Source organism: Demequina activiva, assembly GCF_016862815.1.
GTDB classification, from domain to species: Bacteria; Actinomycetota; Actinomycetes; order Actinomycetales; family Demequinaceae; genus Demequina; species Demequina activiva.
This window is the reverse complement of record NZ_BONR01000003.1, coordinates 64,303-78,052: the sequence shown is the minus strand read 5'-3', so window position 1 is coordinate 78,052 and position 13,750 is coordinate 64,303. Positions and strand designations below refer to the sequence as shown.

The window sequence follows — 13,750 nt, the reverse complement described above, 5'->3', positions numbered from 1 at the left end:
GGTGCGCGTGATCCTCGCCATCGACACCTCCGGCTCGGTCTCCGTCGCGCTCGTCGACCGGGGCCGCGTCCTCGCCTCTCGCTCCGAGTTCGCGCCCCGCGGGCACGCCGAGCTGCTCGCGGGCTTCGTCCAGGAGGTGCTCGCCGAGGCGGGCGTCCACGGCCGTGACGTCGAGTCGATCGTGGTGGGCACCGGACCCGCGCCGTTCACCGGCCTGCGCGTGGGACTCGTCACGGCCCGCACGCTGGGCTTCGCCTGGGGAGTGCCGGTGCGGGGCGTGTGCTCGCTCGACGCGATGGGCGCGGCCCACGGCGATGCGGTGGTCGTGGCCGATGCTCGGCGCAAGGAGGTCTACTGGGCTCGCTACGAGAGCGGCGCCCGTGTCGAGGGCCCCGCCGTCGCCGTGCCCGGCGACGTCCCTGACTCACCTGTCGTGGTGGGACGCGGAGCGCTGCTGTACCCCGACGCGTTCCCCCACGCGATCGCGGGCGACCCGGATCCGGCGGCGCTGGTGCCCCTGGTCGAAGCCGCGATCGCGGCGGGGGAGACGGAGTTCCCCACGGAGCCTCTGTACCTGCGCCGGCCCGACGTCCACGGCGTGCCGGGCGCGTGACCGAGAGCGCATCGGCTGTTCCTGAGGCGCCGGTGATCCGCGACCTCGAGGAGGCCGAGCTGCCCTGGGTGGTGCAGCAGGAGCGCGAGATCTTCGGTGCCGCCGCCTGGTCCCCGGAGCTGGTGCGGGAGGACTTCCTGATGGGCGCGTCGCGGTGGCGCGGCGTCGAGCTCGAGGGCGAGCTCGAGGGCTATGCGGTGTACGGCTTCGACGGCGACGCGTTCAGCCTGATGAACGTCGCGATCCGTGCCGACGCCCGAGGCCGCGGCCTGGGCCACGCGGTGCTCACGGACTTCCTCGAGGAGGCGCGGCGTCTGGAGGCCCCGGAGGCATGGCTCGAGGTGGCGGTCACCAACAGCGCGGCGCTTGCTCTGTATCGCTCCCACGGCTTCGAGGACGTGCGCGTGCGCCGCAAGTACTACCAGCCGGAGGGCGTGGACGCACTGGTGATGCGCAGGCGGCTCAGATAGCGGGAGCGGGCGAGAGATCCAGGCGCGATCGCTTCCGCAGCCAGCGCTCCATCGGGATGGTGGTCAGCGGCGGCACGGCGGCGATGAGCACCACGAGCGTGAGCCCGATGCTCCAGCGGAAGCGCAGCGCGCACGCCAGTGCGAGCGCACCGTAGACCAGGAACGCGCCGCCGTGCAGCGGACCGAACACCGTGACTCCCAGCTCCGTGACGTGCAGCACGTGCTCGAGCAGCATGCCGACGAGCAGGCCGGTCCAGGTGACCGCCTCGACGATCGCGATCGCGACGAACGACCTCCCGAGGCGGCTGCCCGGCATGGGCGCGCTCACGCGACCATCACCGCCTGATCCGCCCCCAGCCGGCCGCGCCGCTGGCCCGCGCCATGGTCACCCGCCGCCGGGTAGCCCACCCCGAAGAGGACCTCGGAGCGCCAGGACTTCCCGGCCAGCAGCGCCTGGTCCATGGCAGCCTTGTCGAACCCGCCGTACGGGCGCACGGCGAGACCGAGGGCGCGCAGCCCGATGATGAAGTAGCCGGTCTGCAGCATCGCGCCCGCATGCGACATCGAGGCGCGCTTCGCGGGGTCGGACTCCAGGCGCTCATAGGTCGAGGCGCTGCCGCCGCCCGTGACGTCGAACGTGTCGTGGAAGCGCTCGTCGCGGGCCGCGACCAGCAGCAGGGGAGCCTTCTCGAGCTTCGCGCGATTGCCCTCCAGCGCGTGTGCGATCACGGCCCCGCGGGCCTCGGGCGACTGCGCGACGAGCAGGCGCATGGGCACCGTGTTGTTGCCGGTGGGTCCCCACTTGATCAGCTCCCACACCTCGCGGATGGTGTCCACGGACACCTCGCGATCGGCGAAGCGGATGGAGGAGCGCGCCTGCGTGAAGAGGGCGTCGCGCGCACGGTCGTCGAGCGAGAAGGGGGTTGACATGTCAACCATTCTCGCCCACGCGCGCCGGTGCTCGGATCGGATTCGCGGTGGACGGGCGGGGCCAGCGGCCGCCGGTAGTCTTGTCGCGTGGAGCCGCTGGTGCTGGGAATCGAGAGCACGTGCGATGAGACGGGCGTCGCGCTCGTCCAGGGCACGGAGCTGCTCGTCGACGTGACCGCATCGTCGATGGACGAGCACGCCCGCTTTGGCGGCATCGTCCCCGAGGTCGCGTCGCGCGCGCACCTTGAGGCCTTCGTCCCCACGCTCGAGGAGGCCCTGTCGCGCGCGGGCCGCATCCTCAGCGACGTCGACGCCGTCGCGGTGGCGGCTGGTCCGGGACTGGTGGGCTCGCTCACCGTGGGCAACGCCGCCGCCAAGTCGCTCGCCCTGGCGCTCGACCGTCCGCTCTACGGGGTCAACCACGTCATCGGCCACGCCGCGGTGGACGAGCTGGTGCACGGCGAGTTCCCCGAGCGCGTGATGGCGCTCGTGGTCTCCGGCGGCCACACCTCGCTGCTGCTCGTGGACGACATCGCGACCAATGTCCGCGAGCTGGGCCACACGCTCGACGACGCCGCCGGGGAGGCCTTCGACAAGGTCGGACGACTCCTGGGGCTGCCGTATCCCGGCGGGCCGCACATCGACCGCCTCGCTCGCGAGGGCGACCCCACGGCGATCCCGTTCCCGCGCGCACTGACCGCTCCTAAGTTCCAGGCGTCGCACGCCTACGACTTCTCCTTCTCCGGGCTCAAGACCGCGGTGGCCCGGTGGGTCGAGGCCGAGCGCGACGCGGGCCGCGAGATTCCGCTCGCCGATGTCGCGGCGTCCTTCGCGGACGCGGTCGCGGATGTGCTCGTCATGAAGACCCTGAACGCGTGCCGCGAGCACGGCGTGGAGACGCTGGTGATCGGCGGCGGCTTCAGCGCGAACTCGCAGCTGCGGGAGATGGCGGCCGCCCGCGGCGAGGCGGTCGGCATCGACGTGCGCATCCCGCCCATCCGCTACTGCACGGACAACGGTGCGATGATCGCTGCCCTGGGCTCCGCCGTCGCGCGGCGGGAGCTGCCTCCCAGCTCGCTGGGCTACGGCGTGGACTCCTCGATGCCGCTCGGCCTCGTGGTGGCCTGAGGCGGTCATGACATCTGCGCGACGGCCCGCCGCCGCGCTCGGGGCGACCCTGGGCGTCCTGGTGGCGCTCGCGGCGGCGGTGGTGGTCCCCGACCTCGACCCGAGCGAGGTCGCCGCGCCTCTGGCGCCAGCATCGGCGCCCGAGCCCGACGTCACCCCGGCCGTGGTGGCGCCGTCCCTCGACGTGGCCGAGGATCGCGCCTGGGGGCCGAGCGGACAGCAGTGGAGCGAGGCCCTCGCCGCCGCGCAGGGGCTCAGCCTCGAGGCTGCCGCCGGTCAGGTGATCGTGCCGCGGTGGAGCTCGCCGAACGCCGGTGCGCTCGCCGCGACCATGCACCAGGGCGGCTGGGGCGGTGTGATCCTGATGGGCGGCGCCGTCACCACAGCCGATGCGCTGGCGACGCTCACGGACGCCGCCCAGGCGGCGGACGGCGGGCGAGCGTGGGGCACCCTGATCAGCACGGACCAGGAGGGCGGGACGGTCGCGCGTCTGAGCGGCCTCGTGCCGGACCTGCCAGGGTTCATGGCGGCCGGGGCCGCACGGGACAAGGAGGCCGTGGAGCGGGTCTACGCGCAGGCGGGCGTGGACATGCGCGAGCTCGGCATCACGATGGACTTCGCGCCGGTGGCGGACATGACCATCGGCATGGCGGACCCGATCATCAGGACCCGCTCGGCCGGCAGCAAGGTCGACAACGTCTCCGCCACCGTGGTGAGCGCGGTCGACGGCTACCTCGACGGCGGCGTGGTGCCCGTCATCAAGCACTTCCCGGGGCATGGGTCCGTGACGGTGGACTCGCACGCCGCGCTTCCGGTGCAGGCCGCCTCCCTTGAGGACCTGGAGCGACGGGACATCGTGCCGTTCGAGCGTGCCATCGAGGCCGGAGCTCCCGCGATCATGATGGGCCACATCGCCTTGGCGGCGTGGGGCGGGCAGCCGGCGACGGTCGCCCCGGCCGCCTACGCCTACGTCCGGCAGGACCTGGGCTTCGACGGGCTGATCATCACCGACGCCCTCGACATGGGAGCCATCACGGACTCCTACGTTCCCGGCGATGCGGCCGTGGCGGCGCTCGCGGCCGGAGCGGACGTGCTCCTCATGCCGATCGACCCGCTGGCGGCCCGCGATGCCATCGTCCGGGCGGTGGACTCGGGCGAGCTGCCCCGGGAGCGTCTCGACGAGGCGGCCGCCCGGATGATCGCGCTGCAGGCGTGGCAGCAGCGGCTGGGGCCACGGGTCGACACGGGGGCGAACTACGGGCGCGATCTCGCCGTCGAGGGTGCGACGGTGGCGGCGCAGCGATGCGGCGGCTCTCTCGTGGGCGATGCCGTGGTGGTCTCCGGCGCGGCCGTCGCGGACCGTGCCCGGGTGGCGGGCGCGCTCGAGGCGAGGGGGGTCGACGTGGTTCGCAGCGACTCCGCGGCAGCGGAGGCAGCCACCACCGTGCTGCTGCTGGGCTCGGATGGCGCGAGCGGCACGGCCGATGTGGTGGTCGCCCTGGCGGGGCCGTGGGGGCTGTCGTCGTCGACGGCTCGAGCCTTCGTGGGCCTGTACGGTCGCAGCGCGGACGCGATCGCGGGCCTCGCCGATGTGCTCACGGGCGCTGCCGATCCCGGTGGCCAGTGGCCCGTACCCGTGGACGTGCCTTACGACACCTGCTCCTGAGCGTCGCCGAGCGCACCACGTGCTGCCGCGATTACGGCTTCGGCCACGTGGGTGAGCGCCGTCGAGGACAGCCGCCACTGCTGCCAGAAGAGCGGCACGTCGAGCGTGGGTCCGCCCAAGTCCACGAGATCCGAGCCGTGCACGTCGGCCGCGAACAGCATGCCCCACCCCATCCCGAGGTGGATCGCCTCGCGGAACTCGGTGGAAGACGGCACCTGATGGCGCGGTGGCGTGGCGCCCGGCGCGTGCTCGGACAGCCAGCGCGACTGCAGATTGTCGTCGCCATCGAAGTCCACCACGGGCGCCCGCGCCAGGGAGGCGGCCGTGGGGCCGTGCGGCAGCCAGCGGTCGGCGTAGGTGCGCGAGGCAGCTGCGCGGTAGCTCATGGTGCCGAGCGGCGTGACGGTACAACCGGGCACGGCGGCACCGCGGGTAGTGATGGCCGCGAGCACCGAGCCGTCGACCAGCAGGTCCGCGGTCCGTGCCTCGTCCTCACGGTGCAGGGCGACGGCGATGCCGTGGCGCTCGCATACCCGCGCGAGCGGTGCAAGCAGCCAGGTTGACAGCGAGTCCGCGTTCACGGCGAGCCGGACGCGCGGCGTGTGCTCCGCGTCCGCGCCCAGCGCGCTTGCCAGATCATCGTGGAGGTGCTCGAGCTGGCGGGCGTAGCGGATGACGGCGCTTCCGGCCGGAGTGGCGCGGACCGGACGCGATCGGACCAGCAGCACCTGGCCCACGGCGCGCTCAAGGGCAGCGATGCGCTGGCTGACCGCGGACTGCGTCAGATGCAGGTGACGCGATGCCGCATCGAGGGAGCCAGCGTCGACCACGACGGCGAGCGTGCGCGCGAGATCGTCAGGTACCTGCATATCAGCAATGCTACTGATACTCCAGAAAGTCTTGCTGGTGCTTCATCTAACCGCCACCTACCGTGGCCGCATGACGATCTTCCTCGCCGGCCTGGGATTGGGCCTGTCGCTCATCGTCGCCATCGGGGCGCAGAACGTGTTCGTGCTGCGCCAGGGCATCCGGCGGGAGTACGTCGCGCTGGTCGTGGCCATCTGCGCAGTGTCCGATGCGGCGCTGATTGCCGCCGGGGTGGCGGGTCTGGGCGCGGCCATCACCGCGCACCCGTGGATCACCGTGGCTGCGCGGTTTGGCGGCGCCGCCTTCCTGCTCGGCTATGCCGCGCTCGCCGCACGCCGTGCGCTCAGGCCCTCTGACCGCGGCATGGACGTGCAGGCGGTCGAGGTCCCGACCGCGGAGGCCGGCGAGCCCAACGCCAGCAGCGAGCGCGTCGCCACGCGTGCCGTCGTGGCGCCCACCGCATCGGCCCGTACGGTCGCTGCCACCGCCCTCGCGCTCACCTGGCTCAACCCCCACGTCTACCTGGACACGGTGCTGCTCGTCGGATCCGTGGGCGCCTCGCAGGGTGACCTCCGATGGCTGTTCGCCGCAGGTGCGATGACCGCGAGCGTGCTGTGGTTCAGCACCCTGGGATACGGCTCGCGACTCCTGAGCGGCGTGCTCGCGCGCCCCGGTGCATGGAGGGTTCTCGATGGCGTCATCGCGGTCGTGATGGTGGTGCTGGCGCTCTCGCTCGCGTTCGGGGGATAGCGCGTCTGCAGGGCGCTCTGCGACCACGAGAAGCGGAGAGATCGTTCTTACAGCGGCTCGACGATGAGGGCCATGCGGCGGCCGCCCACACGGGTCACGATGACCGTGGCGCGGGAGTCACCGTGAAGCTTGAGCTGCGGCCGCAGCTGCTCCGGGGTCACGTCGACGCCGCGCTTCTTGATGTCCACGGTCCCGACGTGGCGAGCACGCAGCGCGGCGGCGAGGGCCTTGACCTTGAACGGCAGCGCCTCCAGCACCCGGTAGCCGTGGGCGAAGGGGGTGGCGACAGGCCTGGCGGCGGCGAGGTAGGCGATGGTCGGGTCGACGACGGTCGCGTCGAGGCGAGCGGCGAGCTGCGCCACGATCCCTGACCGGATGACCGCTCCGTCGGGCTCGTAGAGATAGTCAGTCAACTCACCAAGAGGTGCGCGCTCTGTCGAGCCGGCCAGCCGGTGCGCTCCATCGGAGTCGATCACGAGAGCGGCGTGACCGGGCGACTCGGCGAGCGGGCCGAACCACAGCCCTGCCTCCACCACCGCGCCGTCGACGCTCACCCATTCGGCCTCGGCATCGGCCGGGATGGCGTCGTGAGGGATCGCGGGTCCCACCTTGACCCCCAGCGCCGGCACGCGCTCGCGCAGCGCGAGCACGCCGTCCAGCACCGGCGAGTAGTCCCGTGGATCGTGGCGGCGTCCGCGAGCGTTCCGGCGCGCAGGGTCCGCGAAGAGTCCCTCCACGTCGAGCGCGGCGGCCACCGTCATCGCGTCCGCGTTCACCACGCGCGCCGCGTCCCAGTGACGCAGGTTGTGATCCGCGATCAGCGCGGTGGCCTCGTCGACCTCGACGGCGGTCACGTCCAGGCCGAGCGCTGCCGCGGCCATCGCATCGGCGCCGATCCCGCAGGTGAGGTCGCCCACCCGGTCGATGCCCGCAGCGCGGAAGCGCTGCGCGTGAAGCGCCGCCACCTGCAGCCGCGTCGCCTGCTCGAGCCCGTCCTGGGTGAAGAGCATCCCGGCGGCGAAGTCGCCTAACTTGGCGCGCGCATCGGCCCTCATGCGGGACTGCGTCAGGACCGCAGCGACCAGTTCCGGGGCGATGCCACCGTCGCGCAGCTCGCGTCCCACGCGCTCGGCCTCTGTGGGCGAGTAGGGAGGCAGCGCGTCCACCAGCGCCACCCCGTCCGGCGAGGTCAGCAGTCGTGCCAGGGCGGCGTCCATGCCGTGATCCTTTCACGCGCCGCGAACACGCGACGAACGGTTAGCACTCGCGGGTGCTGAGTGCTAAATTGGGCAGTGCTCCATACGGAGCGCGTGGCACCAACGCCCCACCCTCTGACCCCCGCGACGGCAGGGAGTGAGACGGCCGCGATCCAGTTCAGACATTGGATGAATGGAAGGTGAGGTCCGCAGTGTCGGTCTCTATCAAGCCTCTTGAGGACAAGGTCGTGGTGAAGCCGGCAGCCGCCGAGCAGACCACCGCGTCTGGCCTCGTGATCCCCGAAACCGCCAAGGAGAAGCCCCAGGAGGGCGAGGTCCTGGCGGTGGGCCCCGGCCGTGTCGACGACAACGGCAACCGCATCCCGCTCGACGTCGCGGTGGGTGACAAGGTCATCTACAGCAAGTACGGCGGCACCGAGGTCAAGTACGGCGGCGAGGATCTGCTGATCCTCTCGGCGCGCGACCTGCTGGGTGTGGTCGGCTGACGCCGTCCCCCAGACAAGACAAGGCCCCGGAAGAGATCTTCCGGGGCCTTCGTCGTGCTCGTGCTGAGGGAGGTCAGCTGGCCTTCTTGAGGCGGCCAGCGAGCATCGCGTGACGCTCGTCCTCGCTCATTCCTCCCCAGACCCCGAACGGCTCGCGCGCCATCAGCGAGCGCTCGCGGCAGGTGTCGAGGACGGGGCAGCGCTCGCAGTACTCCTTCGCCGCCTCCGCGCGGCGTCGTCGCGCCGAGCCTCGTTCGCCCTCAGGGTGGAAGAAGAGATCGGGATCCGCATCCCGACATGCACCTTCGTACTGCCATTCCCACTGGTCCTGCGTTGGTGCCGGCAGCTTCGCAACCGTATCCATGGCGCTCCCATCTCCTGTGTCGGGAATCGGCCACCCCCTCGCCGTTGAGCGGGAACCGATTGGTGCACTTCACCGTATTCCGGATGAATCGGACAGGTCAAGACCCGATAACATCCGTAGCACAATTCATGCACTACCCCCATTCATACCTGGAATGACTGGCGTTGGCTAGACCCCCGATGGCGCCGTCACCGCGCCTTCACCGCTTGGTCACCGCTTGGCTGGTCGCGGCCGTCCGTGGCCCCCTGCGTTGTTCCGTAGAATCGGACGATGGCGCCCACTGAGACAGACCCCTTCGGCTTCACTGGACTCACCTACGACGACGTTCTGCTCCTGCCGGGACAGAGCGACGTCATCCCCTCCGAGGTGGACACGAGCACTCGCCTCACCCGAGAGATCACCATCGCCATCCCGCTCCTGAGCGCCGCGATGGACACCGTCACCGAGGCGCGCATGGCGATCGCGATGGCGCGCCAGGGCGGCATCGGCGTGCTGCACCGCAACCTCTCCATCGAGGACCAGGCGCACCAGGTCCAGATCGTCAAGCGCTCCGAGTCCGGGATGATCTCGGATCCCGTCACCGTGGGCCCCGACGCGACGCTCGCGGAGCTCGACGCCCTGTGCGGCAAGTACCGCGTCTCCGGCCTGCCCGTGGTGGACCAGGACGGCACGCTGCTCGGCATCATCACCAACCGCGACCTGCGCTTCGTGAACCCGAACGAGTTCGAGGCCCGCAAGGTGCGCGAGGCCATGACTCCCATGCCGCTCATCACCGGCCGCGAGGGAATGTCCAACGCGGAGGCAGCCGAGCTGCTGGGCCAGCACAAGATCGAGAAGCTGCCGCTGGTCGACGATGCGGGCCGGCTCACGGGATTGATCACCGTGAAGGACTTCGTGAAGTCCGAGCTGTACCCCAAGGCCACCAAGGACGAGCACGGTCGCCTGCGGGTCGCCGCAGCGGTCGGATTCTTCGGGGATGCCTGGGAGCGCGCTGTCGCACTCGTCGAGGCCGGCGTGGACGCCCTCGTGGTCGACACCGCCCACGGTCACGCCCAGGCGATGATCGACATGATCCGCCGCATCAAGACGGACCCCGTGACGCAGCACGTGCAGGTGATCGGCGGCAACGTCGCCACCCGCGAGGGCGCGCAGGCGCTGGTGGATGCCGGCGTCGACGCCGTCAAGGTGGGGGTGGGCCCGGGCTCGATCTGCACGACGCGGGTGGTCGCCGGCGTGGGCGTGCCCCAGGTCACCGCGGTCAACGAGGCGTTCAAGGCGGCCGGTCCCGCCGGCGTGCCCGTGATCGCGGACGGCGGCCTGCAGTACTCGGGCGACATCGCGAAGGCGCTGGTCGCGGGCGCGGAGTCGGTGATGCTCGGCTCGCTGTTCGCCGGATGCGCGGAGGCGCCCGGCGACCTGGTGCTCGTGGGCGGCAAGCAGTACAAGTCGTATCGCGGCATGGGATCCATGGGAGCGATGGCCTCCCGCGGCCGCGTCTCCTACTCCAAGGACCGGTACTTCCAGTCGGACGCCCCGAGTGACGACGACATCATCCCCGAAGGCATCGAGGGGCGGGTGCCGTTCAAGGGCTCGCTGCGTGACGTGTCCCGTCAGCTCGTGGGTGGCCTGGGGCAGTCGATGTTCTATGTGGGCGCGCGCACCATCGACGAGCTGCGCGAGCGCGGCAAGTTCGTGCGCATCACGCCGGCAGGGCTCAAGGAGTCGCACCCGCACGACATCCAGATGACCGTCGAGGCGCCCAACTACTCCGGACGCTGACCTCTCCGTGGAGGTCACGTGGGAGGTCCTCGCGCTCCTCGCGCTGGTGGCGCTGCTGGCCGGATGTCTCGACACCCTCGCCGGGGGAGGCGGGCTGCTGACGGTGCCAGCGCTGCTGCTGGCCGGGCTGCCCCCGCTCCAGGCGCTCGCGACCAACAAGCTCCAGGCTCCTGCGGGCACTGGAATGGCGACGTATCAGGTGATTCGCAAGCACGGGGTGCGGTGGGCGGATGTGCGCTGGCCCATGCTGTGGGCGTTCCTGGGATCGGTGGCCGGCACGGTGGCGATCCTGTTCCTGTCGACGGACGCACTCGAGATCGTGATCCCGCTGGTGCTGGCGCTCATCGCGGCGTACTTCCTGCTGGTGCCCAGGTCGCATGAGCCGCCCGCGCGACCCCGCATGAGCGACCCCGTCTACGAGGCCACGGTGGTGCCGGCGATCGGTGCGTACGACGGCGCCTTCGGGCCCGGCACGGGCTCGCTGTACGCGCTCTCCGGCACCGCTCTGCGAGCCCTGCCGCTGCGCCGCTCGACCGCGATCGCGAAGACGCTGAACTTCGCCACGAACATCGCGTCGCTCTTGGTGTTCGTGATCGCCGGCAAGATCGTTTGGGTGGTGGGCGGCGTGATGATCGTGGGCCAGCTCATCGGCGCGTATGTGGGCTCGCACATCCTGCTGCGGGTGAACCCCCTCGTGCTGCGGGTGCTCATCGTGGTGGTGTCCCTCACCATGTTGTGGCGCGTCCTCGCGTCGTGACTGCATGGGCGCGACGGTGCCGCCGTGAGCGCACTGAGCCCGCTGCAAGGTGTCATGATGGGCTCTATGTCCCGCACCAGGTCTGCCATCGCGGCGGACGCCGCCCGACCGGCCCGGCGAGAGGGGAGAGGGCGAGGACCTTGGCCAAAGTACCCGGCGTCGCGTGCCGCGCGGTGGGGACTGCGGCTCTTGATGTCGCTCCCGTTCCTGGCAATCACCGCAGTGCTCGCTCGCGACAGCGACGGATACTTCTACACCGACACGCCCAACGCCGCTCTGGTTGACCAGGTGTCCGCGCTAGCGGAGCTGACCGCAAGCGTCGACATCCTTGTAGCGCTGTACCCCCCAGTGACGACCCTGGTGGCGGTCGCCATGCCAGGAGGAGTGGTGGGGCTTGCCGTGGCCGGGTCCCTCGTCGCTGGCTTCTTTCTCCAGCGGGTGCTGGAGTGGCTGCAGCGGCGGGACTACCACCGGCCAGAACGGGCGCTTGTGGCGCTCATGCTGGGGGCGACTCCGCTGTTCGCTGCCAACGTGACGACCAACCTCGAGATTACGCTCGCGGTCGCGCTCTTTGGGCTCGGTTTGATCGATGTGGTGCGTTTCATCGTCTTCGCCAACACGCAGGCAGGCTTCCGTGCCGGGATCCTCTTTGCTCTAGCGGCCTTGTCCGCTCCGGCTCTGCTGTTCTCCGTGGTGATCGCGGGAAGCGTGGTGCCCTTCCTGGTCCACTCCCGGCGGGGAGCGACCATCGCGAATGCGCTCGTCCTGGTCTTTCCAACGGTCGCGGCGTTCAGCGCCGTCTCGATCTTGGGTCTCGTGTTCCGCTCCGACCTGTTCTGGGTGTTCGACGGCGAAGGCCTGGAGATCGACCTGGAGCGGGCGAATCTCGTGCGAGACGTGCTGACCGGTCCGTGGGGATGGCTGTACTTCGCGCCGGCCGTGGCCGGCGTGGTCTTCGCGCTCGCAGTGCGCCGTCCGCTCCTCGCGCTGATGCCGATCCTGGTCACGGCTTCGATCCTGCTCGCCGTGGTTCTGGGAGCCACGCCGAGCGGCTCGGCCGGCGTCACGTTCCTTCTCCTGCTCACGATCGGCATCGCGCTGCTGCCGCGCCGACCTCGCGGCGGCTATCTCGCCCTCACTATGGGTCTCGCGGCGAGCCAAGCGGTGGTGGCGTGGACGACAGCGTTCGTGCTCTATCCCGCATCCAAAGCATGGTTGGATGCCTTCGTGCAAGGGTGGTCGGCATGACGCGGGTTCACATGGCTGACGCTGAGGTGGCACGCGAGGCGACCTACGGTCTCTGGGAGCGCAATCCGCGGCTCTCTGCTCGTGTGGTCCTGCTCCGCTCGCAGAAGATCATGGTCGCGATCACACTCATCGCGCTGGTCGTGGCGCTGGTGCTCGCGCCGGTCGGCACCGTGGTCGCGGTCGTGGGCGTGTCGAGCGTGGTCTTCCTCGCATCCACGGCGTTCAAGTTCTGGGTGTCGCTGCGCGGCGCGCGCTACGACCTAGTCGACCATATCGATCCTGAGGAGATCGCTGCGCTCGACGACGCCGAGCTTCCCGTCTACACGGTGCTGGTTCCAGTCTTTCGGGAGGCGAACATCGTGCATCGTCTCGTCACGAATCTGGGCGCCCTCGACTACCCCTCGGACAAGCTCGAGGTGCTTATCCTCGTCGAGGAGGAAGACGACGAGACGCGCGCCGCGATCGACGCCTCCCATACCCCGGACTACATGACGGTGGTGGTGGTGCCTCGTGGCAAGCCGCAGACCAAGCCGCGAGCGTGCAATGTGGGCCTATCGTTGTGCACCGGCGAGTTCGTGGTCATCTACGACGCCGAGGACGCTCCCGATCCTCTCCAATTGAAGAAGTCCTTCCTGGGGTTCCGTCACGCGGGGGATCGCACAGCCGTGATGCAGGCGCAGCTGAACTACTTCAACGCGCGCGAGAACGTGCTCACTCGCATGTTCACGCTCGAGTACTCGTACTGGTTCGATTACATGCTCCCCGGGCTCGATGTCGACACTCTCCCCATCCCACTTGGCGGTACGTCGAACCACTTTCGTACGAGCATGTTGAGAGAGCTCGGCGGCTGGGACCCGTTCAATGTCACCGAAGATGCGGATCTGGGCATCCGCGCAGGAGCACTCGGCTATCGGGTGGGAATCGTCGACTCGGTGACGTGGGAAGAGGCCAACACCTCCATCCCGAACTTCATTCGTCAACGCAGCCGCTGGATCAAGGGCTACATGCAGACATCGCTGGTTCACGCTCGCTCGCCCAGGCTCCTCATCGCGGAACTCGGTTGGCGCAGGTTCTGGGGCTTCGCTCTGCTCATCGGAGGCACCCCGCTCACGTTCCTCGGAGTTCTGCCTTTTGCGGTCATCACCTTCGTCACGTGGCTGACGCCCGCGGACGTTCTCGACGCGTACTTCCCGCCAGCAGTCCTCGCCGTGTGCCTGCTCAACTTTCTGCTCGGCAACAGCCTGGTCATCTACCTCAACATGATGGGGCCGTTCAAGCGCGGGGCATTCTGGCTCGTGCCGTGGGCGCTCTTGAACCCGCTGTACTGGGTGCTGCACTCGATCGCGGCGTACAAGGGGCTGGGACAGCTGATCCTCCGCCCGCACTACTGGGAGAAGACGGAGCACGGCTTGAGCGCCCAAGAGGGGCCGGCGCCAGCCGACGCACCTGTGGCGTGACGACGAAGCGCTCCGCCGC

General features: G+C 70.1%; 15 protein-coding genes. 10 read left to right on the top strand and 5 right to left on the bottom strand.

The window, feature by feature from the left end; genetic code table 11:
• Positions 1–7 precede the first annotated feature (7 nt).
• Together tsaB and rimI are read left to right on the top strand one after the other, a co-directional pair.
• Positions 8–613 (top strand): tRNA (adenosine(37)-N6)-threonylcarbamoyltransferase complex dimerization subunit type 1 TsaB, encoded by a 606-nt coding sequence (gene tsaB / locus Dac01nite_RS07725; RefSeq protein ID WP_239066582.1) that lies wholly within the window; start codon positions 8–10, stop codon positions 611–613.
• Positions 610–1,083 (top strand): ribosomal protein S18-alanine N-acetyltransferase, encoded by a 474-nt coding sequence (gene rimI, locus Dac01nite_RS07720; protein ID WP_203655463.1) that lies wholly within the window; start codon positions 610–612, stop codon positions 1,081–1,083. Before tsaB ends, rimI begins: the two co-directional genes overlap by 4 nt.
• Here rimI and Dac01nite_RS07715 read toward each other — a convergent pair.
• On the bottom strand, positions 1,076–1,411 hold the full coding sequence (locus tag Dac01nite_RS07715; protein ID WP_239066581.1) for a DUF3817 domain-containing protein: 336 nt from the start codon (positions 1,409–1,411) through the stop codon (positions 1,076–1,078). The genes rimI and Dac01nite_RS07715 overlap by 8 nt on opposite strands.
• Positions 1,408–2,013: a malonic semialdehyde reductase gene (locus Dac01nite_RS07710; protein ID WP_203655454.1), complete on the bottom strand. Its 606-nt coding sequence runs from the start codon at positions 2,011–2,013 to the stop codon at positions 1,408–1,410. Before Dac01nite_RS07710 ends, Dac01nite_RS07715 begins: the two co-directional genes overlap by 4 nt.
• Before the next feature lie 87 nt (positions 2,014–2,100).
• Here Dac01nite_RS07710 and tsaD point away from each other — a divergent pair, with 87 nt between their 5' ends.
• Together tsaD and Dac01nite_RS07700 are read left to right on the top strand one after the other, a co-directional pair.
• Positions 2,101–3,141, top strand: a complete 1,041-nt coding sequence (gene tsaD / locus Dac01nite_RS07705) for a tRNA (adenosine(37)-N6)-threonylcarbamoyltransferase complex transferase subunit TsaD (protein WP_239066580.1) — start codon at positions 2,101–2,103, stop codon at positions 3,139–3,141.
• A 7-nt stretch (positions 3,142–3,148) separates the two neighbouring features.
• Positions 3,149–4,807 carry a glycoside hydrolase family 3 N-terminal domain-containing protein gene (locus Dac01nite_RS07700; protein ID WP_203655452.1) on the top strand — a complete coding sequence of 553 codons (1,659 nt, stop codon included), beginning with the start codon at positions 3,149–3,151 and terminating at the stop codon, positions 4,805–4,807.
• Here Dac01nite_RS07700 and Dac01nite_RS07695 read toward each other — a convergent pair.
• A complete protein-coding gene (locus Dac01nite_RS07695; protein ID WP_203655450.1) occupies positions 4,789–5,676 on the bottom strand; it encodes a LysR family transcriptional regulator ArgP in 888 nt (295 codons plus the stop codon). The genes Dac01nite_RS07700 and Dac01nite_RS07695 overlap by 19 nt on opposite strands.
• 70 nt (positions 5,677–5,746) lie before the next feature.
• Between Dac01nite_RS07695 and Dac01nite_RS07690 the strand changes: the two genes are divergently transcribed.
• Entirely contained in the window at positions 5,747–6,424 is a 678-nt protein-coding gene (locus tag Dac01nite_RS07690) for a LysE/ArgO family amino acid transporter (protein ID WP_203655448.1), read from the top strand.
• A 47-nt stretch (positions 6,425–6,471) separates the two neighbouring features.
• Here Dac01nite_RS07690 and Dac01nite_RS07685 read toward each other — a convergent pair whose 3' ends face one another.
• Entirely contained in the window at positions 6,472–7,641 is a 1,170-nt protein-coding gene (locus Dac01nite_RS07685) for a THUMP-like domain-containing protein (protein ID WP_203655439.1), read from the bottom strand.
• Between the two features lie 191 nt (positions 7,642–7,832).
• Between Dac01nite_RS07685 and groES the strand changes: the two genes are divergently transcribed.
• Positions 7,833–8,126, top strand: coding sequence for a co-chaperone GroES (gene groES, locus Dac01nite_RS07680; RefSeq protein ID WP_084038433.1), 294 nt, complete (start codon positions 7,833–7,835; stop codon positions 8,124–8,126).
• 73 nt (positions 8,127–8,199) lie between these two features.
• Here groES and Dac01nite_RS07675 read toward each other — a convergent pair whose 3' ends face one another.
• Positions 8,200–8,490 carry a WhiB family transcriptional regulator gene (locus Dac01nite_RS07675; RefSeq protein ID WP_203655437.1) on the bottom strand — a complete coding sequence of 97 codons (291 nt, stop codon included), beginning with the start codon at positions 8,488–8,490 and terminating at the stop codon, positions 8,200–8,202.
• A 270-nt stretch (positions 8,491–8,760) separates the two neighbouring features.
• On the opposite strand from Dac01nite_RS07675, the gene guaB reads away from it, so the two are divergent.
• From guaB to Dac01nite_RS07655, 4 genes are all read left to right on the top strand, one after another.
• Complete coding sequence (guaB, locus tag Dac01nite_RS07670) at positions 8,761–10,269, top strand: IMP dehydrogenase (RefSeq protein WP_203655435.1); 1,509 nt, start codon at positions 8,761–8,763, stop codon at positions 10,267–10,269.
• A gap of 7 nt (positions 10,270–10,276) precedes the next feature.
• Complete coding sequence (locus tag Dac01nite_RS07665) at positions 10,277–11,026, top strand: TSUP family transporter (RefSeq protein ID WP_203655425.1); 750 nt, start codon at positions 10,277–10,279, stop codon at positions 11,024–11,026.
• Between the two features lie 222 nt (positions 11,027–11,248).
• A complete protein-coding gene (locus Dac01nite_RS07660) occupies positions 11,249–12,274 on the top strand; it encodes a hypothetical protein (protein WP_203655417.1) in 1,026 nt (341 codons plus the stop codon).
• Positions 12,199–13,731, top strand: coding sequence for a glycosyltransferase (locus Dac01nite_RS07655; protein ID WP_239066579.1), 1,533 nt, complete (start codon positions 12,199–12,201; stop codon positions 13,729–13,731). The genes Dac01nite_RS07660 and Dac01nite_RS07655 overlap by 76 nt, the downstream gene beginning before the upstream one ends.
• The last annotated feature ends 19 nt before the right edge of the window (positions 13,732–13,750 follow it).